At 69.9% G+C, this 20,613-nt stretch carries 21 protein-coding genes; 11 read left to right on the top strand and 10 right to left on the bottom strand.

Features of this window, described 5'->3' with window-relative positions:
* The first annotated feature begins 87 nt into the window (after positions 1-87).
* The 7 genes from rimO to EV148_RS11120 all read left to right on the top strand — a co-directional run bounded on the left by rimO (position 88) and on the right by EV148_RS11120 (position 7,740).
* On the top strand, positions 88-1,407 hold the full coding sequence (rimO, locus tag EV148_RS11150) for a 30S ribosomal protein S12 methylthiotransferase RimO (protein ID WP_131998055.1): 1,320 nt from the start codon (positions 88-90) through the stop codon (positions 1,405-1,407).
* A 64-nt stretch (positions 1,408-1,471) separates the two neighbouring features.
* Positions 1,472-2,323, top strand: coding sequence for a DUF3025 domain-containing protein (locus tag EV148_RS11145; protein WP_131998052.1), 852 nt, complete (start codon positions 1,472-1,474; stop codon positions 2,321-2,323).
* A gap of 198 nt (positions 2,324-2,521) precedes the next feature.
* Positions 2,522-3,463, top strand: a complete 942-nt coding sequence (locus EV148_RS11140) for an ABC transporter ATP-binding protein (RefSeq protein ID WP_131998049.1) — start codon at positions 2,522-2,524, stop codon at positions 3,461-3,463.
* Positions 3,460-4,194: an ABC transporter permease gene (locus EV148_RS11135; RefSeq protein WP_131998046.1), complete on the top strand. Its 735-nt coding sequence runs from the start codon at positions 3,460-3,462 to the stop codon at positions 4,192-4,194. The genes EV148_RS11140 and EV148_RS11135 overlap by 4 nt, the downstream gene beginning before the upstream one ends.
* Before the next feature lie 14 nt (positions 4,195-4,208).
* Positions 4,209-6,089, top strand: a complete 1,881-nt coding sequence (locus EV148_RS11130; protein WP_131998043.1) for a GldG family protein — start codon at positions 4,209-4,211, stop codon at positions 6,087-6,089.
* Positions 6,086-7,321 (top strand): DUF4340 domain-containing protein, encoded by a 1,236-nt coding sequence (locus EV148_RS11125; RefSeq protein ID WP_131998040.1) that lies wholly within the window; start codon positions 6,086-6,088, stop codon positions 7,319-7,321. Before EV148_RS11130 ends, EV148_RS11125 begins: the two co-directional genes overlap by 4 nt.
* A gap of 38 nt (positions 7,322-7,359) precedes the next feature.
* A complete protein-coding gene (locus tag EV148_RS11120; RefSeq protein ID WP_131998037.1) occupies positions 7,360-7,740 on the top strand; it encodes a DUF423 domain-containing protein in 381 nt (126 codons plus the stop codon).
* A gap of 99 nt (positions 7,741-7,839) precedes the next feature.
* Here the strand turns inward: EV148_RS11120 and EV148_RS11115 are convergent, their stop codons facing one another.
* From EV148_RS11115 to EV148_RS11100, 4 genes are all read right to left on the bottom strand, one after another.
* Positions 7,840-8,460 carry a M15 family metallopeptidase gene (locus EV148_RS11115; RefSeq protein WP_425479857.1) on the bottom strand — a complete coding sequence of 207 codons (621 nt, stop codon included), beginning with the start codon at positions 8,458-8,460 and terminating at the stop codon, positions 7,840-7,842.
* A gap of 10 nt (positions 8,461-8,470) precedes the next feature.
* On the bottom strand, positions 8,471-9,298 hold the full coding sequence (locus EV148_RS11110; protein WP_131998034.1) for a DUF3887 domain-containing protein: 828 nt from the start codon (positions 9,296-9,298) through the stop codon (positions 8,471-8,473).
* Positions 9,299-9,456: 158 nt separating this feature from the next.
* The gene (locus EV148_RS11105) at positions 9,457-9,645 is read right to left on the bottom strand and encodes a type II toxin-antitoxin system antitoxin (RefSeq protein WP_131998031.1); all 189 of its coding nucleotides are present in this window, start codon (positions 9,643-9,645) and stop codon (positions 9,457-9,459) included.
* Between the two features lie 83 nt (positions 9,646-9,728).
* Positions 9,729-10,607, bottom strand: coding sequence for an SPFH domain-containing protein (locus tag EV148_RS11100; protein ID WP_131998028.1), 879 nt, complete (start codon positions 10,605-10,607; stop codon positions 9,729-9,731).
* Between the two features lie 114 nt (positions 10,608-10,721).
* Here EV148_RS11100 and EV148_RS11095 point away from each other — a divergent pair, with 114 nt between their 5' ends.
* A complete protein-coding gene (locus EV148_RS11095; RefSeq protein ID WP_131998025.1) occupies positions 10,722-12,404 on the top strand; it encodes a M64 family metallopeptidase in 1,683 nt (560 codons plus the stop codon).
* Between the two features lie 71 nt (positions 12,405-12,475).
* On the opposite strand, the gene EV148_RS11090 is transcribed toward EV148_RS11095, so the two are convergent.
* Together EV148_RS11090 and EV148_RS11085 are read right to left on the bottom strand one after the other, a co-directional pair.
* Positions 12,476-13,357 carry an NAD(P)-dependent oxidoreductase gene (locus EV148_RS11090; RefSeq protein ID WP_131998022.1) on the bottom strand — a complete coding sequence of 294 codons (882 nt, stop codon included), beginning with the start codon at positions 13,355-13,357 and terminating at the stop codon, positions 12,476-12,478.
* Positions 13,354-14,199: a dienelactone hydrolase family protein gene (locus tag EV148_RS11085; protein ID WP_131998019.1), complete on the bottom strand. Its 846-nt coding sequence runs from the start codon at positions 14,197-14,199 to the stop codon at positions 13,354-13,356. The genes EV148_RS11090 and EV148_RS11085 overlap by 4 nt, the downstream gene beginning before the upstream one ends.
* A gap of 89 nt (positions 14,200-14,288) precedes the next feature.
* On the opposite strand from EV148_RS11085, the gene EV148_RS11080 reads away from it, so the two are divergent.
* Positions 14,289-15,308, top strand: coding sequence for a GlxA family transcriptional regulator (locus tag EV148_RS11080; protein ID WP_131998016.1), 1,020 nt, complete (start codon positions 14,289-14,291; stop codon positions 15,306-15,308).
* Here EV148_RS11080 and EV148_RS11075 read toward each other — a convergent pair whose 3' ends face one another.
* The gene (locus tag EV148_RS11075; RefSeq protein ID WP_131998013.1) at positions 15,309-16,835 is read right to left on the bottom strand and encodes a transglutaminase-like domain-containing protein; all 1,527 of its coding nucleotides are present in this window, start codon (positions 16,833-16,835) and stop codon (positions 15,309-15,311) included.
* Between the two features lie 84 nt (positions 16,836-16,919).
* Here EV148_RS11075 and purT point away from each other — a divergent pair, with 84 nt between their 5' ends.
* Positions 16,920-18,101, top strand: coding sequence for a formate-dependent phosphoribosylglycinamide formyltransferase (gene purT, locus EV148_RS11070; protein ID WP_131998011.1), 1,182 nt, complete (start codon positions 16,920-16,922; stop codon positions 18,099-18,101).
* A gap of 68 nt (positions 18,102-18,169) precedes the next feature.
* Positions 18,170-18,436, top strand: coding sequence for a hypothetical protein (locus tag EV148_RS11065; protein WP_131998008.1), 267 nt, complete (start codon positions 18,170-18,172; stop codon positions 18,434-18,436).
* A gap of 8 nt (positions 18,437-18,444) precedes the next feature.
* Here the strand turns inward: EV148_RS11065 and EV148_RS11060 are convergent, their stop codons facing one another.
* From EV148_RS11060 to tesB, 3 genes are all read right to left on the bottom strand, one after another.
* Positions 18,445-19,146: an arginyltransferase gene (locus EV148_RS11060; RefSeq protein WP_131998005.1), complete on the bottom strand. Its 702-nt coding sequence runs from the start codon at positions 19,144-19,146 to the stop codon at positions 18,445-18,447.
* A gap of 119 nt (positions 19,147-19,265) precedes the next feature.
* Positions 19,266-19,652, bottom strand: a complete 387-nt coding sequence (locus EV148_RS11055; protein ID WP_131998002.1) for a hypothetical protein — start codon at positions 19,650-19,652, stop codon at positions 19,266-19,268.
* Positions 19,653-19,713: 61 nt separating this feature from the next.
* Positions 19,714-20,583: an acyl-CoA thioesterase II gene (tesB, locus tag EV148_RS11050; RefSeq protein ID WP_131997999.1), complete on the bottom strand. Its 870-nt coding sequence runs from the start codon at positions 20,581-20,583 to the stop codon at positions 19,714-19,716.
* Positions 20,584-20,613 lie beyond the last annotated feature (30 nt).

The following is a 20,613-nucleotide window of genomic DNA, read 5'->3' as shown; positions in this document are numbered from 1 at the left end:
GCCGGCCATCGCGGCGCGCGCCTGCCCGGCACGTCCGGCGCGACCCGGCTGGTAGACTAGGGGGCTGTCATTTCGCCGGGTTTCCCCATGTCACGCCGCAACCCCAGGGTCGGCTTCGTCAGCCTCGGCTGCCCGAAGGCCCTCGTCGATTCCGAGCGCATCCTCACCCAGTTGCGCGTCGAGGGCTACGACATCGTGCCGAGCTACGACTCGGCCGACGTCGTGGTGGTCAACACCTGCGGCTTCATCGATGCCGCGGTGGCCGAGTCGCTCGATGCGATCGGCGAGGCGCTCGAGGAGAACGGCAAGGTCATCGTCACCGGTTGCCTCGGCAAGCGGGCCGAGGTGATCCGCGAGGCGCATCCGGACGTGCTGTCGATCTCCGGCCCGCAGGACTATGCGAGCGTGATGAACGCCGTGCACGCGGCGCTGCCGCCCAAGCACGACCCGTTCCTCGACCTCGTGCCTCCGCACGGCGTCAAGCTGACGCCGAAGCACTATGCGTACCTCAAGATTTCCGAAGGCTGCAATCACCGCTGCACGTTCTGCATCATCCCCTCGATGCGCGGCGACCTCGTTTCGCGGCCGGTCGACGAAGTGCTCGTCGAAGCGGAAAAACTCGTCAAGGGCGGCGTCAAGGAACTCCTCGTCGTGTCGCAGGATACGAGTGCCTACGGCGTCGACCTGCGCTACGCCGAGCGGGAATGGCGCGGCAAGGCGCACGCGACGCGCATGACCGGCTTGTGCGAGGGGCTCGCCGAACTCGGCGCGTGGACGCGCCTGCACTACGTGTATCCGTATCCGCACGTCGACGACGTGATCCCGCTGATGGCGGACGGCCGCATCCTGCCGTACCTCGACATCCCGTTTCAGCACGCGAGCCCGCGCATCCTCAAGCTCATGAAGCGGCCCGGCGCGGTCGACAAGGTGCTCGCGCGCGTGCAGGCCTGGCGCAAGGCGTGCCCGGACCTCACCCTGCGCAGCACCTTCATCGTCGGTTTCCCGGGCGAGACCGAGGCCGAGTTCGAGGAACTGCTCGACTTCCTGCGCGAGGCGCAGCTCGATCGCGTCGGCGCGTTCGCCTACTCGCCGGTCGACGGCGCGAAGGCGAACGAACTGCCGGGCGCGGTGCCGGAGGAGCTCAAGGAGGAACGCCTCGAGCGCTTCATGGAAGTGCAGGCGGACATCTCCGCCGCGCGCCTCGCGCGCAAGGTCGGCACGCGCCAGCAGGTCATCGTCGACGAGGTGGACGAGGATGGCGCGATCGCGCGTTCCAAGGCGGACGCGCCGGAGATCGACGGCATCGTGCGCATCGATGATGGCCATGCGCTCAAGCCCGGCCAGATCGTCGATGTGGAGATCATCCACACCGACGAGCATGACCTCATCGGTCGCCTCGCGGCCTGATCCCGAGGGACGGCGCGGCCGTGGGTGCCCGCCGGGCGGCCAGCCACCACGCAGGGCCCCGCGCATGAGTGCGCGTGACCGTGCAGGTCCGCCTGCGTGCGCGCATGCGACGCGGTCGCATCCGTTGCTGCGCGCGTGGATCGATCCCGCGGCAAGCTTGCCGGGCCTCGACCAGCTCGAACGGCGCCGCCGGCGAGCGCATGAGGAGGATGGCATCGGGCGACCGGTGATCGTCGCGCAGACGCGCGACCTGCTCGACGACGGCCTGCACTATGAAATGCGCGTTGCGGCACGCTCCGTGCTGGCCACGAGGGACGGCGACGCGCACGATGCATTCAATGCGCTGGTCTGGCTGCGCCATCCGCAGCTCAAGTGGGCGCTCAATGCGCGCCAGGCGGCCGACGTCGCGCGCGTCGGCGCGAAGCAGCGCACGCGCGCGCAGTGTGCACTGACCCATTTCGACGAGGCGGGCGCGATCGTCTGGCTTGCTTCGCCGCGCCTGCTCGCGGCCTGGGATGCGCACGACTGGAACGCGCTGTTCGTCGGCGGGCAGCAGGCCTGGGGCGACGAACTCGCCGTGACCGTGTTCGGCCATGCCTTGCTCGAGCACGTCTGGAACGGCCACGCGTCGCCGACCGCGAAATGCCTCGTGGTCGAGGTCGATCGCGCGGCGCTGCGCCCGCGCGTGGGTGAAGCGGCGATCGTCGCGCGTTGGCCGCCGGAAGAAGCCCGGCTGGCCGAGGCGATCCGCGCGGGCCGCCTGCTCGCCGATCCGCAGGAGCTGCGGCCGCTTCCGCTCGCCGGCATCCGCGGCTGGCACGAACCGGGCTCGACCGCCCGCCTCGTCGCGCAGGGCGCGTGTTTCCGGCCGCTGCGTGAGGGCCGGCGCTACCCGGCGCCGTGGCTTTCACGCTGAGGCCGGGAACTTTCGCCGGCCTTTGCGGTATCTTTCCGCGCGCCCCGCGTCCGGGGTCGCTGCGATGCCGACGGGCACGCCCCGTCAGCGACATCGTCGGCCGACGCAGCGCGCGAAAAAACCATCTGGGGTAGTCGCCCGCGCGGCTTTTCCGGCGTGCGCGGGTAGCCATGTCCGTCAACAGGTGCAGCGAAGACGATGATCGAAACCAGACAACTCACGAAACGCTACGGCGACTTCACCGCCGTCGACGCGATCAGCTTCAAGGTCGAACCCGGCCAGGTGCTCGGTTTCCTCGGGCCCAACGGCGCCGGCAAGTCCACCACCATGAAGATGGTCGCCGGGTTCCTCGCTCCGACCTCGGGTGGCGCGACCGTCGCCGGCTTCGACGTCGAACAGCAGCCGCTCGAGGCGAAGCGCGTGCTCGGCTACCTGCCCGAAGGCGCGCCGAGCTACGGCGAGATGACGGTGCGCGAGTTCATCGACTTCATCGCCGACGTGCGCGGGCTCACCGGCGAGCGGCGCTTCCAGCGCATCGACGACGCGATCGGCCGCCTGCACCTCGAGCGCGTGCTCGAGCAGCCGATCGACACGTTGTCGAAAGGCTTCCGGCGCCGCGTCGGCCTGGCCGGGTCGATCCTGCACGATCCGAAGGTGCTGATCCTCGACGAGCCGACCGACGGCCTCGACCCGAACCAGAAGCAGGAGGTGCGCACGCTGATCAATTCGATGGCGCGCGACAAGACGATCATCATCTCGACCCACCTGCTCGAGGAAGTGCATGCGGTGTGCACGCGCGCGATCATCATCGCCGGCGGCCGCGTCCTCGCCGACGCGACGCCGTCCGAGCTCGAGGCGCGCTCGCGCTACCACCAGGCCGTGTCGCTGACCGCGGGCAACCTGCAGGAGGCGAAGGACGCGCTGGCGAAGGTCGCCGATATCGCCGCGATCGAAGTCGACCCGCAGGACAACCGCATCACCGCATTCCCGAAACCGGGCCGCTCGATCTTCGTCGCGATCAGCGACGCCCTGAAGGCGCAGAACGTCGCCGTGCGCGAGCTCGCGCTCGAAGCGGGCCGCCTCGACGAAGTCTTCCGCACCATCACCCAGGGCGCGACGGGCAAGGAGGCGCGCACATGAGCGGCACGACGACGATTTTCCGGCGCGAACTGCGCAGCTACTTCTCGACCCCGGTCGCCTACGTGTTCATCGTGATCTTCCTGCTGCTGTCGGGTGCGTTCACGTTCTACCTCGGCAATTTCTACGAACGCGGCCAGGCCGACCTGCAGGCGTTCTTCACGTTCCATCCCTGGCTGTACCTGTTCCTCGTGCCCGCGGTGTCGATGCGCCTGTGGGCGGAAGAGCGCAAGTCCGGCACGATCGAACTGCTGCTGACCCTGCCGATCACCATGTGGCAGGCGGTGTTCGGCAAGTTCCTCGCCGCGTGGGCGTTCATCGCGATCGCGCTCGCGCTGACGTTCCCGATCTGGCTCACCGTCAACTACCTCGGCAGCCCCGACAACGGCGTCGTGTTCGCGAGCTACCTCGGTTCGCTGCTGATGGCCGGCGCGTTCCTCGCGATCGGCTCGTGCCTGTCGGCATCCACGCGCAACCAGGTCGTCGCGTTCATCCTGACCGTGGTCATCTGCTTCCTGCTCCTGCTCGCCGGCTATCCGCTCGTGCTCGACGCGATCCGCGCGGTCGCCGGGCAAGGGCTCGCCGACGCGATCTCGGGCCTCAGCTTCCTGACCCACTTCGCGTCGATCAGCAAGGGCGTGATCGACCTGCGCGACCTCATCTATTTCGTCCTGATGATCGGCGTGTGGCTGTACGCGACCGCGGTCGTCATCGACATGAAGAAAGCGGCCTGAGGAGGGAACCGACGATGCAACTCAATCGCAAGGCCCTTTCGGGTACCGCACTGGCCGTGCTCGCCGCGTTGTTCATCGCGGTGATGCTGCTCGTCAACGTCGTGTTCCGCGGCGCGCGCGCCGACCTCACGCAGAACCACCTGTACACGCTTTCCGACGGCACGAAGAACATCCTGAAGTCGATCGACGAGCCGATCGACCTGTACCTGTTCTTCTCCGACAAGGCGAGCGAAGGCATCCCGCAGCTGCGCAGCTACTTCACGACCGTGCGCGAGATGCTGCAGGAGATGGCGGCGCGCTCGGGCGGCAAGCTGCGCCTGCAGGTGATCGACCCGCTGCCGTTCTCCGAGGACGAGGACCGCGCGGCGAGCCTCGGCCTGCAGGCCGTGCCGGTGACCGCGTCGGGCGACAAGGTGTTCCTCGGCATCGCCGGCACCAACTCGACCAACGGGCACGCGTCGATCCCGTTCCTGCAGCCGGACAAGGAAGCGTTCCTCGAGTACGACATCGCCAAGCTCATCCACGAACTCGAGACGCCGAAGAAGCCGGTCGTCGGGCTGCTCTCGGGGCTGCCGATCTCGGCCGGCTTCGACCCGGAGACGCGCCAGATGCGCCAGCCGTGGGCGATCTACCAGCAGTGGACGCAGCTGTTCGACGTCAAGTCCGTCGATGCGGCCACGCTCAAGACGATCGACAAGGACATGGACGTGCTGATCGTCGTGCAGCCGAAGAACCTGTCCGACGACGCGCAGTACGCGATCGACCAGTTCGTGCTGCGCGGCGGGCACCTGCTCGTGTTCGTCGACCCGAGCGCCGAGCTCGACACCAGCGGGGCCGATCCGTCGAACCCGATGGCCGCGATGATGGCCGACAAGTCGTCCGACCTGCCGAAGCTGTTCAAGGCGTGGGGCGTCGAGTACGACCCGCACAAGGTCGTCATCGACCGCGCGCGCGGCCTGCCGATCAGCCTCGGCGAAGGCACCGCGCCGGTGCGCCACGCGGGCATCCTCGGCCTGACCCAGGGCGATCTCAACCACGACGACGTGCTGACCGCGAACCTCGACAGCATCAACGTGTCGACCGCGGGCTCGTTCGACCTCGCCAAGGACGCCAAGGACGAGAAGCTCGTGCCGCTGCTGCAGACGACGTCCGATGCGATGAGCGTGCCGGCCGATCGCCTGCGCATGCTCGGCGACCCGTCCTCGCTGCTGCAGGGCTACAAGCCGGCCGGTTCGCCGTTCGTGATCGCGGCACGCCTGTCCGGCAAGTTCAAGACCGCGTTTCCCGAGCGCAACGACGCCGGCGCGCTCAAGGAATCGAAGGACGACAATGGCCAGATCGTGCTGGTCGCCGACACCGACCTGCTCAGCGACCGTATGTGGGTGCAGGTGCGTCCGTTCCTCGGCCAGCAGATCATGAATCCGTTCGCCAACAACGGCGACTTCGCGGTGAACGCGCTCGACAACATGGCCGGTTCGAGTGACCTCATCTCGATCCGCGGCCGCGCGACGTCGCAGCGGCCGTTCACCACCGTCGAAGCGATCAAGCGCAATGCGGACGAGCGGTTCCGCGCCAAGGAGCAGGACCTGCAGCGCGAGCTGTCCGAGACCGAGCGCAAGCTCAACGAACTGCAGAGCGCGAAGAGCCAGGACCAGGCGCAGATCCTCTCCGCCGAGCAGAAAGCCGAGCTGGAGAAGTTCCTCGACCGCAAGCTCGAGATCCGCAAGGAGCTGCGCCAGGTGCGGCGCCAGCTCGACGCGGAGATCGAATCGCTCGGCACGCGCCTGAAGATCGTCAATATCGTGCTGATGCCGCTGCTCGTCACGCTCGCCGCGCTCGCCTTCGCGTGGTGGCGCCTGCAGCGCCGTCGCGCCGCACAGGGAGCCCACGCATGAACCAGAAGACCCTGATCGGACTCGGCATCGCGGCCATCGTCGCGATCGGCGCCGCGGTCGCGCTGAACCATTCCAACCGTCCGCAGAGCGGGCAGGCCGAGGCGTCGGCCTATCTCGTCCCGGAGCTGCGCGAGCACATCAACGACGTCACCAAGGTCATCGTCACCGGCGCCGAGGGCAAGGTCGCCGCGACGCTCGAACGCGGCGCGAACGACTGGACCCTCGCGGAGAAGGGTGGCTATCCGGCCGACACCGGCAAGCTGCGCGCGTTCCTGTTGAAGCTCGCCGAGGCCCGTCGCGTCGAGCAGAAGACGTCGAACAAGGAAAAGTATGCGCTGCTCGGCGTGGAGGACGTCGCCGCGAAGGACGCGAAGGGCGTGCAGGTCGAACTCGACGGCCTGGCCCGGCCGGTCGTGCTCGTGGTCGGCCATAGCGACCCGCGCGGCGGCACCTACGTGCGCGAGGCGGGCCAGCCGGAAAGCTGGCTCGTTTCGACGTCGCTCACGATCGACAGGAACGGCGCGGACTGGCTGCGCAAGGACCTCGCCGACATCAGCGCGACGCGGGTCGCGTCGGTCGAGATCACGCACGCCGACGGCGGCAAGGTGTCGATCGCCAAGCATGCCGAGAGCGACGCGAACTACACGCTCGCCGACGTGCCGAAGGGGCGCGAGGCGGGTTCGGAGTTCACCATCAACGGGCTCGCCACCGCGCTCGCCGGGCTGCGCTTCGACGACGTCGTCGCGGCGAAGGATGCGACGCCGCCGGAGCAGGCGCTCAAGGCGCGTTACACGACGTTCGACGGCGTCGTCGTCGACCTGACCGCGTGGGAGAAGGACGGCAAGAGCTACGCGCAGTTCGCCGCCTCGCTCGACGCGGCGCAGGCCGACAAGGGCATCGCCACCGCACAGGCGAAGGCGAAGGCCGACTACGACGCGGCGAGCGCGGCGGCGGAAGCGGCGAAGAAGGAAGGCAAGACCGACGAGGCCGTGCCGCCGGCGAAGCCGGCCTCGGTCGAGGATCCCGCCAAGGATCGCGAGACGCGCCTCGCCGCGTTGAACAAGGACGTCGCCGACCTGCAGGCGCGCTTCTCCGGCTGGACCTACGTGCTGCCCGCGTACAAGTACGCGAACATCAACAAGTCGATGTCGGACCTGCTCAAGCCGCTCGAGGACAAGAAGGCGGCGGGCGCGAAGGCGACCAAGCCGGCGAAAGCCGGGGCGGCGCACTGAGCGCAGGGTTCCGGCGTCGACCGGGACCCGTGGCCGCGATGGCGAACTGCCTCGCACGCATGTCGATCGGCGTCGGTGCAATCACCGGCGCCGTCGCCGTCATGCTCGGCGCGTTCGGTTCGCACGCGTTGCGCGGCGTGCTCGATGCCGCCGCGCTCGCGACCTGGCACACGGCGGTCGAGTACCAGGCTTGGCACGCGTTCGCGTTGCTCGCCTGCGGCGCATTCGCGCGCCAGCACGAGAATCGAGCGCTGCGCGTCGCCGCGTTCGCATTCGCGAGCGGCATCGTGCTGTTCTGCGTGAGCCTCTACCTGCTTGCGCTCGGCGCACCGCGCTGGCTCGGCGCGATCACGCCGCTCGGCGGCGTCGCCTTCATCACCGGCTGGATCGCCCTCGGCGTGCATGCGCGGCGCGCGTAGGCGTCCCCGGGTTCGAGCGTCACCCTTTGGCTGGCAATGCTTCTTCTTGAACGCGAGGGGCTGAGGACCAAACGGCAGGCATCGCGGCTCTTCGCCCGCTCAACCGTCGATCCCCGGCCCTGGCCTACGGCCCCGGGAGCTCAGCCCTCTCGCCCCGCGCTGCCAACACCAATGCCACGGCTCGTACGCGATCCCGTGTGGATTGTCGCGCGGGTAGGAGAGGGCGAAGCCGAAGCGCACGGCGTTGGCGACCAGCCAGGCGAACGCGGAGGAATGCTCGAATTCTTCCTCGAGTGGTGCAAATCCGGGCGTGGTGAGATCGACTGCGCGCCCGCTATGGTGTTCGCTGTAACCGGGCGCGGCGCTCACGCGCAGGATCTCGTCGATCGACAGGCCGCGCTCGAGTTTGCGCTCCAGGATGCCGAGCTGGTACCCGGCCGAGCGGAACGCCGACACGAGCTGCAACTCGATGCCGTCCGCCGCGGCCGCGGCGTGCAGGCGTGCGTAGGCACGCGCGGCGCGTGGCGCGAGCCATTGCAGGCGATGGTGGATGTCCTCGCCGATGCAGGCGAGTTCGCGCGGTTCGCGCACGAGCGCGAGGCTCCGCACGCGGCCGTAGTCGCGTGGCACGCCGAGCGCGTGCGCGCGCGCGACGATCGCGTGCCGCATCGCGTCGTCGCATCGCGCGGGTGGTGTGGCGCCTTCGACGTCGTTCGCCACGGTCGCGTGCTCAGAGCGGCTTCACGTAGAACCCGGCGATGCGGCCATCGCTGCCGCAGGCGACCTGCGCATACAGATTGGCCTTGTCGAAGATGAGCGGAATCGTGATCGCGATGTAGCCGTCCCCCTTCATCGGGTGCGTTTGCCCGCGCGCCTGCAGCTGGCCGAACTGGGCGAGCGACTCCCAGGCCTGCTTGAATTTCGGCGCCGGCAGCGCGCTGCGCATCTTCGCGTCGAAGTCGCGCGTCGCGCCGGCGTAGTCGCCCTTCTGCGCGGCATCGAGCAGGCTGGTCGCGCGCGCCTCGCAGGCGGCAGCCATGGTCTTCTCGGCGGCGTCCGGTGCCGACGGCGGGGCGAGCGGTGACGGCCGCGTGGCCTGCGCGTCCGTCGCGGCTTCGGGAGTGCCATCGGGGGAGGACGCCGCCGCTTCGGTGCCGGTTGCCGCGCGTGCAGCCTCGACAGATGTTGCGACGGGTTCGGCCGCCGCTTCTCCGGCGACCATTGCCGGAGGCTCGGCCGGCGCGGCTTCATCCGCGGCAGTTGCCGCATGCTGTGCAGCTTCCTCCACGGCACGCGACGCCGCATCCGTCGGTGCGGTTCCCTCGGTGGCGACGGGCGCTTCCGTCGCCGACGGCGCGGCGGCGGGTTCAGCCAGCGGTTCGGTCGGCTTGCCGTCCTTCGCGCGCGCCAGGGCGTCGACGTCGATGTCCTGCGGCGCCACCGGCTGGCTCGCCGCCGCCTTCGCGGGAGCGGCGGCATGCTTCTTCTTCGGCGCTGCCTGCGCGGACAGGCACGCGAGCAAGGCGAACACGAGCGGCACGAGTGGTCGATGCGTCATGACGGGTCTCCTGCGGATGCGGCACGCTACCACGGCTGCCTGTATCCCGGCTGAGCTTCAACGTCGGCGACGTGCGACGCGACGCCGGGCGGCACGCGCGCACCCGCGCTCCGGCGGGCAGTCATGCGCATCACGCACACGACGCAGCAGCACGCGCATTACGCGCCGTCGTCGGCGATCGCGCGCGGCTTGGGCGCCGGCTTGAGCCGGCCCGCTTCGCGCAGCGCTTCGCGCAGCACGTATTCGATCTGCGCATTGAGCGAGCGCAGGTCGTCGTCCGCCCAGCGCTGCATCGCGTCCAGCACGGGCGCCGCGATGCGCAGGGGATAAGCCTTCTTCTCGCTCACGCCGTGTTTCCCTGCGCCGCCGTTCGATGGGGAAGGCGAGCGTACAGGCGCGCACGGCTGCTTGGCGCGGGCGGACGACATCGTCAACCCGTGTAGAGCGTTCCGGTATTGACGACCGGTTGCGTGCCGCGCTCGCCGCAGAGCACGACGAGCAGGTTGCTGACCATCGCGGCGCGGCGTTCGTTGTCGAGATCGACGACGCCGCGCTTGCCGAGTTCGGCGAGGGCCATCTCGACCATGCTGACCGCGCCCTCGACGATGCGTTCGCGCGCGGCGACGATCGCACCGGCCTGCTGCCGCTGCAGCATGGCCTGGGCGATCTCCTGTGCGTAGGCGAGATGGCTGATGCGCGCCTCGACCACGTCGACGCCCGCCTTGCCGAGGCGCTGGTGGATCTCGCGACGCAAGTGGCCGTTGACGACGTCGCCGTGGCTGCGCAGCGAGGGCGCGTCGCCGTCGTGGGCATCGTAGGGATAACTCTGCGCCATCTGGCGCAGGGCCGACTCGCTCTGGATCTGCACGAAGTTCTCGTAGTCGTCGACGCAGAACACCGCTTCGGCGGTGTCGACGACCTGCCACACCACGACCGCGGCGATCTCGATCGGATTGCCCTCGGCATCGTTGACCTTGAGCCGGCCCGATTCGAAGTTGCGCACGCGCAGGCTGACCGCGCGCCTGGAATAGAACGGGTTGGTCCAGCGCAGGCCTGCGTCGCGCACGGTGCCTGCGTAATGGCCGAACAACTGCAACACCTGGCCCTGGTTGGGCTGCACCTGGAAGAAGCCGCCCGTGCAGAAGAGCAGCACCGCCAGCACGAGCGCCGCCGAGACGAGCACCGGGGTCGGCGAGGACGGCGGCGAGGCGATGGCCAGTGCGGTCACGGCGATCGTGGCGGGGATCGCGACGACGAGGAACAGCACGACCGGGATGCCGGGGAGCGAAAAGGCGCTGCGTTCGTTCATGGGTCGATCCTCCGATGTCGGACAAGATGATATCAATTTAATATCAATTCGCAAATCAAGGCGCGAGGCCCCTGTGCTACGCTGCCCGGCGCACTCGCGAAGGGAGGGGATGTCATGGAACGCACCATCGCTCGCCTAGGCCTGCTCTGCGGGCTCGCCGGCGGGATAGCGCACGCCGCGCCCGCGCATTACATCGTGTTCACGCGTGACGCCGCCGGTGGCGTCGAACCGGTCTACTACGCGCAGGTCGAACTCGCGGGCGCACGCGACGACATGAACGTGCGTGCGAGCGATGACGCGCACGGCGAACGCATCGCCTGGCATGCCTTCAAGGACGGCGTCGATCTCGGCGAACGCACGCTCGCGATTCCCGACCTGCGCGGTGAATTCGCGCGCGATCCGCTGCGCGGTGACGGCACGATCGTGTCGGCGCACCCGCGCGCCGCCGCGCGCAGCTTCGTGCTGCGCATTCCCTTCGGTGCCGCCGATGCGGTCGAGTTCGGCGGAGCGCGCGAGCCGCAACGGTTCGACCTCGGCGCGCTCGCCGCCGGCGCGCGCGACCTGCGCCTCGCTGCGCGCGTGCCCCAGGTCGAGGTCGACCGCGTGCAGGGTGGCGGCAGTCCGGCCAACCGCGTCGACATGCTCGTCGTCGGCGACGGCTACACGAACGCGCAACATTCATTGTTCGACGCCGACGCGGCGATCCTGCACGATGCATTCTTCGGCCTCACGCCGTACAAGGAATACCAGAGCTTCGTGAACTGGACGACCGCGTTCATCGCCTCGAACCAGTCCGGCGCGGACCATCCGCCGTACCAGAACGGCTGCACGCAGGCGACCTGCTGCTCCGATCCGGATGCGATCGGCGACGTGCACGCGGGGCAGTTCGTCGACACCGCGTTCGACGCGACGTTCTGCGCATTCCAGATCCAGCGCCTGCTCGTCGTCGACGATGGCGCCGTCCTCGCCGCGGCCGCGGCGTATCCGGACTGGGACAAGATCGTCGTCGTCGTCAACGATTCCACCTACGGTGGTTCCGGCGGCGACATCTCGGTCACCTCGACGCACGCACAGGCGCCGCAGATCGTCCTGCACGAATACGGCCACAGCTTCACGGGGCTCGCCGACGAATACAGCTCGCCGTATCCGGGCTTTCCTCCCTGCAGCGACACGGGCGGGACGCCGTGCGAAGCGAACGTGACGAACCAGACGGTCGCCGCGCAGGTGAAGTGGAACAGCTGGTTCACGCCCGGCAATCCGATCCCGACCCCGTCCGGCACATCGGGCGTCGGCCTGTTCCAGGGCGCGCGCTATCTGACCACCGGCATGTATCGGCCGGTCGACACGCAATGCCTCATGCAGTTCCTCGGCGTGCCGTTCTGTCCGGTGTGCCGGCAGGAATACGTGCGCACGCTGTATCGCGGCGGCTGGGGCGATCCCGCGACGGGCATCGACCTCATCGAGCCCGGCAGCGAATCGCCATCGACCGCGGCGCCGGTGGCCTATGCGCCGGGCACGAACCAGCCATTCAGTGTGATGCCGCTCCAGCCGACGATCGGCACGCTCGGCGTGCAGTGGTATCTCGACGGCAATCCGATCGGCGGTGCGACCGCGGCGACCTACGTCTTCAGCCAGCCCGGGTCGACACCGGCGTCGCACACGCTGCAGGTGCGCGTGAAGGACCAGACGGCCTTCGTCTCGGCGGCGATGGCCGGCAGCCTGCTCGATCACGAGCGCAGCTGGACCATCCAGGTCGCCGATGACGTGATCTTCCGCAACGGCTTCGACGGCCCGTAGCGCGACGTGCATCGCGGCTCGCGACGGTCGTGCACAGGGGGGCCTGCACGGCGGTCATCGCCGCGATGCCTTCAGCCCTCGGCCCTCCAACCCCATGGGCCGAGCGCGCGGATCACGCCCGCCATGTCCTCGCTGCCGAGGCCATCGTCGCAGGCGCGCCGGTAGAGCGCCGCGCAGGCGCGGATGAGCGGCGCCTGCGCGCCCGCGTCGTCGGCCTGGGCGAGCACGAGCTCGGCGATCGTCGCGACGTCGCGCACGGCTGCCTGCGGCGAGAAATCCTCGTGCACGAGCTTGGCGAGCTTGATGCGCGACACCTCGCTCGCCATCGGCCCGGCATCGAGGATCTCGCGCAGCAGGGCGGTGTCGATGCCCGATGCGCGCGCGGCATGCACCGTCTCGGCGAGGGCGGTGACGAGAGCGATGAGGTAATGGTTGACCGCGAGCTTCATGCGCAGCGCACCCGGCACCCCGCCGCAGTGGAACGTGCGCCGGCACAGCGGCGCGAGCAGCGGCAGCACCGTTTCCAGGGCGGCTTCGTCGCCTGCGAGCATGCCGACCAGTTCGCCGCGCTCGGCCTGGATACGCGAGCCGGACACCGGTGCTTCGACGTAGCGCGCGCCGCGTGCCCCGAGCTCGCGTGCGAGCGACGCCGAATGCGCGGGCGCCGTCGTGCCGAGGTGCACGATCGTGCGTCCGCCGATGCGCGCGCCGAAACCCGGCGCGTGGCGTCCGACCACGGCATCGACCGCGGCCTCGTCCGCCAGCATCAGCAGGACGACGTCGCAGGCGCGGAACAGCGCATCGACCGATTCCGCGCGCGTCGCGCCGAGTTCGAGCAGCGGCGTGCTGCGCGTGGGCGTGCGGTTCCACACGTGCAATGCCCGCCCCGCACGCAGCAGGTTCGCGGCCATCGGCAGCCCCATCGTGCCGAGCCCGGCGAAGCCGACGTTCATATGACCGTCTCCGCGGCGAACGGCGCCGGAGCCCACAGGCGTTCGCGCAGGAAGGCGATGACTTCGGCGAACGCACGCCGCGTCGGCGAACCGTCGATGTCGACCAGGTGCGCGGTGAACACGCTGTGCGCGCAACCGACGACCTCGGCGAAGAAGGGCGGCGGATCGGTGCGCGCGGCGTCGTCCGGCAGCACGCGCGCGACGAAGCGCGGCCCGAGCGCGGACGCGTAAGCCGCGAAGCGTTCCGCGCGGCAATGCCGGTCGCCCTCGAAGCGGTAGGCGAGCACGTCGAGGCCGTCGCGCTCGAGGCGTGCGCGGACCGCGGCCAGTTCGCCCGCGTCGCTCTCGAGTGCGGCCGGGTCGTCGAGCGGCAGCGACGGCTGCGCGAGCACCGGCGCGAGCACGGCCGGCTCGAGCATCATCGCGAGGGCGAAATTGCCGGTGAAGCACATGCCGATCGCGCCGACGCCCGCACCGCCGCACTCGCGATGGGCGAAGCGGGCGAGTGCGCGCAGCCACCGCGTGACGGGGCTCGAGCCGCGCCCGGCGAGCGCGTGGAACTCGGCGCTGATGCAGGCCCGGCGCATCACGGCCAAGCCGTCCCCGGCGTGCGGATAGGCGCCGTCGCGGCCGAACAGCGACGGCATGTAGACGGTGAAGCCGGCCTGGCGCACCCAGCGCGCGAAACGCGCGACGTCGGGACTGATGCCCGGCATCTCGGCCATGACGATCACGGCGGGGCCCTGGCCGGAGACGTATACGCGGCGCGCGACCGCGTCGAGTTCGATCGTGCGCGCGTCGAAATCGTCGAGCGGGTCGTCTGCACGTTCATCGCTTCGCATGGTGTCCTCCGTCGCGGGCGGTTTCATTTGAGCCGCGCGGGGCGAGGCATGGTAGTGTCGGAAATGACCTCTTCCGGGCGGATTCGGACATGAAGGATTTCGAGCTTCTGCTACTCGACGGCACCAACCCGAGCGGCGTGTCGATGACGCGCGACATCCTCGCCGCGGCCGCGCTGCTCGCCGGACGCAGCGGCGAGGCGGCGCCAGCCTGGGGCCTGCACTCGGTCGCCGGCGGGTGCGTGGAGCTGCAGGGCGGCATCGTCGCGCGGACGACGCGCTTGCCGGCGCGGCGCAGGCCGGCGCGCTCGGTGCTGCTCGTGCCCGGCATCTGGGTCGCGGATGCGCGCGAACTGCGCGCGCGCATCGCGGCCGATGATTGCCGCCAGGCGATCCGTCTCATCGCGGCGCACGTCGCCGCGGGCGGCCAGGTCGCCGCGTCGTGTTCGGCGGTGTTCCTGCTGCAGGCGGCGGGCGTGCTCGCCGGCCGCCGCGCGACGACGACGTGGTGGCTCGCGCCGGAACTCGCGCGTCTCGCCCCGGACCTGCGGGTCGAGGCGAACCGCGTCCTCTGCATCGACGGCCCGGTGCTCACCGCCGGCGCCGCGTTCGCGCAATCGGACCTCGTGCTGCACCTGTTGCGCGCGCGCTTCGGCGCGCGCATCGCCGAAGGCGTCTCGCGCGTGTTGTTGCTGCACGAACGCGGGGAGCAGGCGCAGTTCGTCGTGCCGGCGATGCTCGCGAGCGGCGATGCGCTCGTCGCGCGCCTGACCCGGCGCGTCGAGGGCGCGCTGCCGGACGTGCCGTCGGTGGCCGAACTCGCGGCCGAATTGTGCGTGTCCGAACGCACGCTCGGGCGCCGCGTGCAGCGCGCGACCGGCATGGGCACGATCGCGCTGATCCGCAGCATCCGCCTGCATCGCGCGCGCAGCCTGCTGCAGGCGAGCCGGCTCAGCGTCGACCGCGTCGCGGCCGCGGTCGGCTACCAGGATGCGACGGCACTGCGTCGCCTCATGCGCAAGGCCACGGGCACGACGCCCGCGGGCATGCGCGCGACGACGGCGGTCGCGCCGCCGCGCAAGCCGGCGCGCGCCGCGCGCGAGGACGCATAGTCAGCGCGCGAGCGACTGCGCTTCGCGCAATTCGATGCGGCCGAGCAGGTCGAGGCCGGCGTAGAAGCGCCACGGGTCGCCGTCGCCGATGCCGAGCGCGATGTGGCCCGCGTCGAAACCGGGCAGCGCGGCGTCGAAACTCCGCCAGCGCCCATCGACCCAGGCCTGCGCCCACGCGTGCGGCACGAACACCTGGTCCTTGCCGGCGAAGCCGGGCGCGTAGGCAAGGCCGTCGACGACGCGGGTGGCGATGCCCAGCGCGCGGCCGAGCGCAGCGACGAGTAGCGCGTGCTCGGTGCAGTCGCCCTCCGGCTTGCGCGCGACCTCGAGCGCGGATGCGTAGCCCACGTCGAGCGTCTTGCTGCGGATGTAGCCGCGCACGAACGTCTCGACGCGACGCATGCGCTCGAGCGGCGTCGCGGCGTCGCCGGCGGCCTGCTTCGCCAGCGCGACGATCTCCGGCGCGTCGCTCTGCAGCCAGTCGTTCGGCTTGTAGTCGGACGGGGCGGGCTTCTCGCCCTTGCGCGCATGCGCCTCGCGGTCGATCGTGACGATGCGCTCGTTGCCGCGCACGACGACGCTCTGTTCGTCGGTGTCGGGCAGCGCGAGGGTGGCTTCGTTGCGCGGCGAGGCGAGCGTGTAGCGCATCGTGCCGGCGAGTTCCCCGACGTGCAGCGCGCGCGGCGACGGCATCAGCGTGCGCGCGAACACGTCGCTGCCCTGGTTCGGCGCGGTCGCGCAGGCGCGATCGCAGGCGAGCAGGACGAGTTCGACGCCCATCATCGGCAGGGTCAGCTTGTGCACGGTCTGGTCGGCGTCGATCCATGCACGCGTCTTCATCGGCGCGCCGGGGAAGGCGAGCACCTGCTCGACCGCATGCAGCGTGCGTGCGCCGCCGGGGAGGTCGACGCGCTCGAAGGCACCGACCGTGCTCGTGATCTCGGCCGCGTCGAGGCTCGACGGCTGGAATGCGAGCGCGCTGTAACGCGTGCCCGCGGCGAGCCCGGCGCGCAGGCCGGCCAGGCGCAGTCCTTCCGGCAACAGCGCTTTTTCCGGCCATGCCATGCGCCGGTGCTGGGTGGCGCCGCCGGTGCTGGTGTCGAGTTCGACCACGCCGTCGCGCACGCGTCCTTCGATGCGCGTCTCGCTGCCCGACAGGCGCGACGTGCTGGCGAAAGCAAGCGGCTGGCCGTCGAGGGTCTCGGTCGCGCTCTCGCTGCTGCCCAGTGCGACCTTGACACCATTGCGCTCGAGTTCGATCTGCAGCGTCTGCGTCGTATGCACTTCGTGCCCGTGCACCTCGCGCTTGCTTTCGAACGAGCCGATCTTGCGGCCGTCGAGCAACACGGTGAACCACTGGTCTTCCGGTGGCGCGGCGGAAGCGGCGAGCGGCAGCGTGGCAAGGAGCAGGGCAAGCAGTGACAGGCGGCGCATCGGTGGTTCCGGCGGTGGCAGGTGGCTAGTGTGCACGAACGGCGTGCGCGGCTCGAATGGCATCGGCGACGCCTGGCCGGACAGGACGGGCACGCGCGCGATCCCGTCGCGTGCGTCGGGATGGACTTGTGCGGCCCGATCCCTAGAATCGGCGCCCCTGCCGCCGCGATCTTTCCCATGAAGCCCTTCGGTACCCCGCACACCGATACCGCCGTCCGCGTCCTCCTGCTCGGTTCCGGCGAGCTCGGCAAGGAAGTCGCGATCGAACTGCAGCGCTTCGCGGTCGAGGTGATCGCGGTCGATCGCTACGCCAATGCACCCGCGATGCAGGTGGCGCATCGCTCGCACGTGATCGACATGCTCGATGGCGCGGCGTTGCGCCGCGTGATCGAACTCGAACGGCCCGACCTCGTCGTCCCGGAGATCGAGGCGATCCACACGCCGACCCTGGTCGAACTCGAACAGGCGGGCCTGCGCGTGATCCCGACCGCGCGCGCGGCCTGGCTCACGATGGACCGCGAGGGCATCCGCCGCCTCGCCGCCGAGGAACTCGGCCTGCCGACGTCGCGCTACTGCTTCGTCGACACGCGCGAGGAGTATCGCGCCGCGGTCGCGGCGCTCGGCCTGCCGTTCGTGATCAAGCCGGTCATGAGCAGCTCGGGCAAGGGGCAGAGCACGGTGCGCAGCGAGGCCGAGGTGGACGCCGCATGGAATTACGCGCAGTCCGGCGGTCGCGCCGGCAAGGGGCGTTGCATCGTCGAAGGCTTCGTCGATTTCGACTACGAGATCACCCAGCTCACCGTGCGCCATGCGGGTGGCACGAGTTTCTGCGCGCCGATCGGCCATCGGCAGGAGCACGGCGACTACCGCGAGTCGTGGCAGCCTCAAGCGATGAGCGCGAAGGCGCTCGCCGAGGCGCAACGCCAGGCGGCCGCGATCACCGGCGCGCTCGGTGGCCATGGCGTGTTCGGCGTCGAGTTCTTCGTCAAGGGCGACGAGGTGATCTTCTCCGAAGTGAGCCCGCGCCCGCACGACACCGGCCTCGTGACGCTCATCTCGCAGGACCTGTCCGAATTCGCGCTGCATGCGCGCGCGATCCTCGGCCTGCCGATCCCGGCGATCCGCCAACTCGGCCCCTCGGCATCCTGCGCCGTGCTGTGCAGCGGTGACGGCGACCGGCCACGCTACCACGGCGTCGCCGAGGCGCTCGCCGAACCCGACACGATGCTGCGCCTGTTCGGCAAGCCACAGGTACGCGGCCAGCGGCGCATGGCGGTCACGCTCGCGCGCGACGTCGACGTCGGCGCCGCCGTTGCCAAGGCCGTGCGTGCCGCTTCCCACCTCCGCATCGACCCCTGACCACGTATGCCATTGCGTTGGTCGCGGCGATTCTCCGGCCCTCAGCCCTCAGCCCTCAGCCCTCGAACATGACCGATCCGAAGAACTACGCTGTATTCCTCTACCCGCAGGCGATCGAAGCGCTCGGCGAGCCGATCAAGCCGTACCTGCGCGACGTGCCAGGCGGTCCGCACATCGTCTGCAGCGAGATCGACGCCTCGGGCGCGCTGTTCGAGATGACGCTCGCGGGCAAGGGCCCGAACGGCGAATCGCTCGAACTCGAGATCATGCTGCCGACCTCGATGGTCAGGCTCGTCATGTCGATGCACGGCGAGCACGAGATCGGCTTCGTCTGAGCGCGGGTTCAGAGGTCGGTCCAGATGCCTTCCCGGAGCACTTCGAGCGGGCGGTAGCGCGCCTTGTAGTGCATCTTCGGATGGCCTTCGATCCAGAAGCCGAGGTAGACGTGCGGCAGCCCCTGCGCGCGCGCCATGTCGAGCTGGGTGAGGATCGCAAACGTGCCGAGGCCGCGCGACTCGCATTCCGGATCGAAGAAGGTGTAGACCGCGGAGAGGCCGGCTACGCAGAAGTCGGTGACCGCGATGCCGACGAGCCGTTCGCGTTCGCGCAGCTCGATGAAGCGGGTCGGGCTCCAGGCGGTGTAGAGGAAGCGCGCGAAATCCTCCGGGCGCGCGTCGTCCATGCCGCCGTCGGGATGGCGCGCGCGCAGGTAGCGCCGGTACAGCGCGAAATACTCGTCGGTGTAGTTGGCCGGCATCACGCGCACCGCGAGGTCCGCGTTGCGCGCGAGGCAGCGGCGCTGCGAGCGGTCCGGCCGGAAGCGCTCGACCGGCACGCGACAGGCGACGCAGGCGCGGCAGCCGTTGCACTGCGGGTGGTAGACGTGGCCGCCCGCGCGGCGATAGCCGCGCTGCACCGCAATGTCGTAGATCTGCGGCAGCTGCGGCGCGCTCGGGTCGATGACGATGTTCTGCGCGGTGCGCGAGGCGAAATAGCCGCACGGGTGCGGCAGGGTCTGGAACAGGCGGACGACGTCCGAACGCATGGGCTCATTCTAGCCCGTTCGGAGCGGCTTGCCTGTTGCGGCGCGAGCGCGCCCGCCGGGTGGCCCGGCCGGCGGCGGGAACCGCCGGGCGCATCGCCTGCCGCCCGACCCGGCGAGCCTCAGTGGTGCAGCAGGCTCAGCGCGATCAGCACCGACACGCCGGCGATCAGCGCGAGCACGACGAGCTTGATGCGCAGCGAGGCGCGGTTGTGCTGGGTCGGGCTGCCGACGCCGCGGGCCGCGGCGAGTTCGTCGGCGAAGCGCGTCGCGGGCTCGAGCCCCGCGTCGCGCAGCACCTTGCGCGCGAGGGTCTGGTCTTCCGAGCGCACGACCGACACCTGCGGCCAGCTGTCGCGGTCCGCCTTCGCGGTGTAGCTGAAGCGCTTCCAGTCCGCGCCCTGGTAGGCACGCCGGTTCGCGATCGTCGTCTTGATGCCGTGCTCGGCCATCAGCGCGACGACGCGCTCGACGTTCTCCATCCGCGGTGACGTGTAGATCTGGCGCATGGTCCGATTCTAGCGGGTTCGGGTTCTGACGGGTTCGGGAGCGGACGTGAACGGCGGGCGCTCAACCCTCGCTGCGCAGGCGCACGAGGCCTTCCTGCGCGGTCGATGCGACGAGTCGTCCATCCTCGCTGTAGATCATGCCGCGCGCGAGACCGCGCGCGCCTTGCGCGGTCGGGCTGTCGCACGAATAGAGCAGCCATTCGTCGGCGCGGAACGGGCGGTGGAACCACATCGCGTGGTCGAGGCTCGCGACCTGCACGTTGCGCTGCAGGAAGGAAATCCCGTGCGGGAACATCGTCGTGCCGATCAGGTGGAAGTCCGATGCGTACGCGAGCAGCGCTCGGTGCAGTGGCGGGCTCGCTTCCGGCACGCGGCCGGTCAGGCGGAACCAGACCTGCTGGAATGGCGGGCGCTTGGGCGGGTTGAGTTCATCGCGCGGGTAGACGTGGCGGAACTCGAACGGCCCGGAGCGGCCGAACCAGCGCTGCAGCTTGGGCGGCAGCTTGGCGAGTTCGTCCGCGGGCAGCGGCTCGACCGGTTCGAGGTCGTCCGGCTTGGGCACCGCCGGCATCGGCAACTGGTGTTCGACGCCGGCTTCCTCGGCCTGGAACGAGGCCGAGAAGTTGAAGATCGGCTGGCCGTGCTGGATCGCGGTCACGCGGCGCACCGAGAAGCTGCCGCCGTCGCGCGTGCGTTCGACGTTGTAGACGATCGGATGTTCGATGTCGCCCGCACGCAGGAAATAGGCATGCAGCGAATGCGCGCTGCGATTCGCATCGACGGTCTGCTGCGCGGCGGACAGCGCCTGCCCGAGCACCTGGCCGCCGAACACGTAGCGCGTGCCGATGTCACGACTCTCGCCACGGAACAGGTTGTCCTCGAGGCGCTCGAGCTGGAGCAGGGAAAGCAGTTCTTCGACGGCGGGCGTCATACGTTGCGGAGCGACGGCGGGGCGGCGAAG

Origin of the sequence: Dokdonella fugitiva (assembly GCF_004342425.1) — a bacterium.
In the GTDB taxonomy this organism is placed as follows: Bacteria; Pseudomonadota; Gammaproteobacteria; order Xanthomonadales; family Rhodanobacteraceae; genus Dokdonella_A; species Dokdonella_A fugitiva.
Note: the sequence above shows the minus strand (reverse complement) of the source record. Positions and strands in the feature narration are given on the sequence as shown.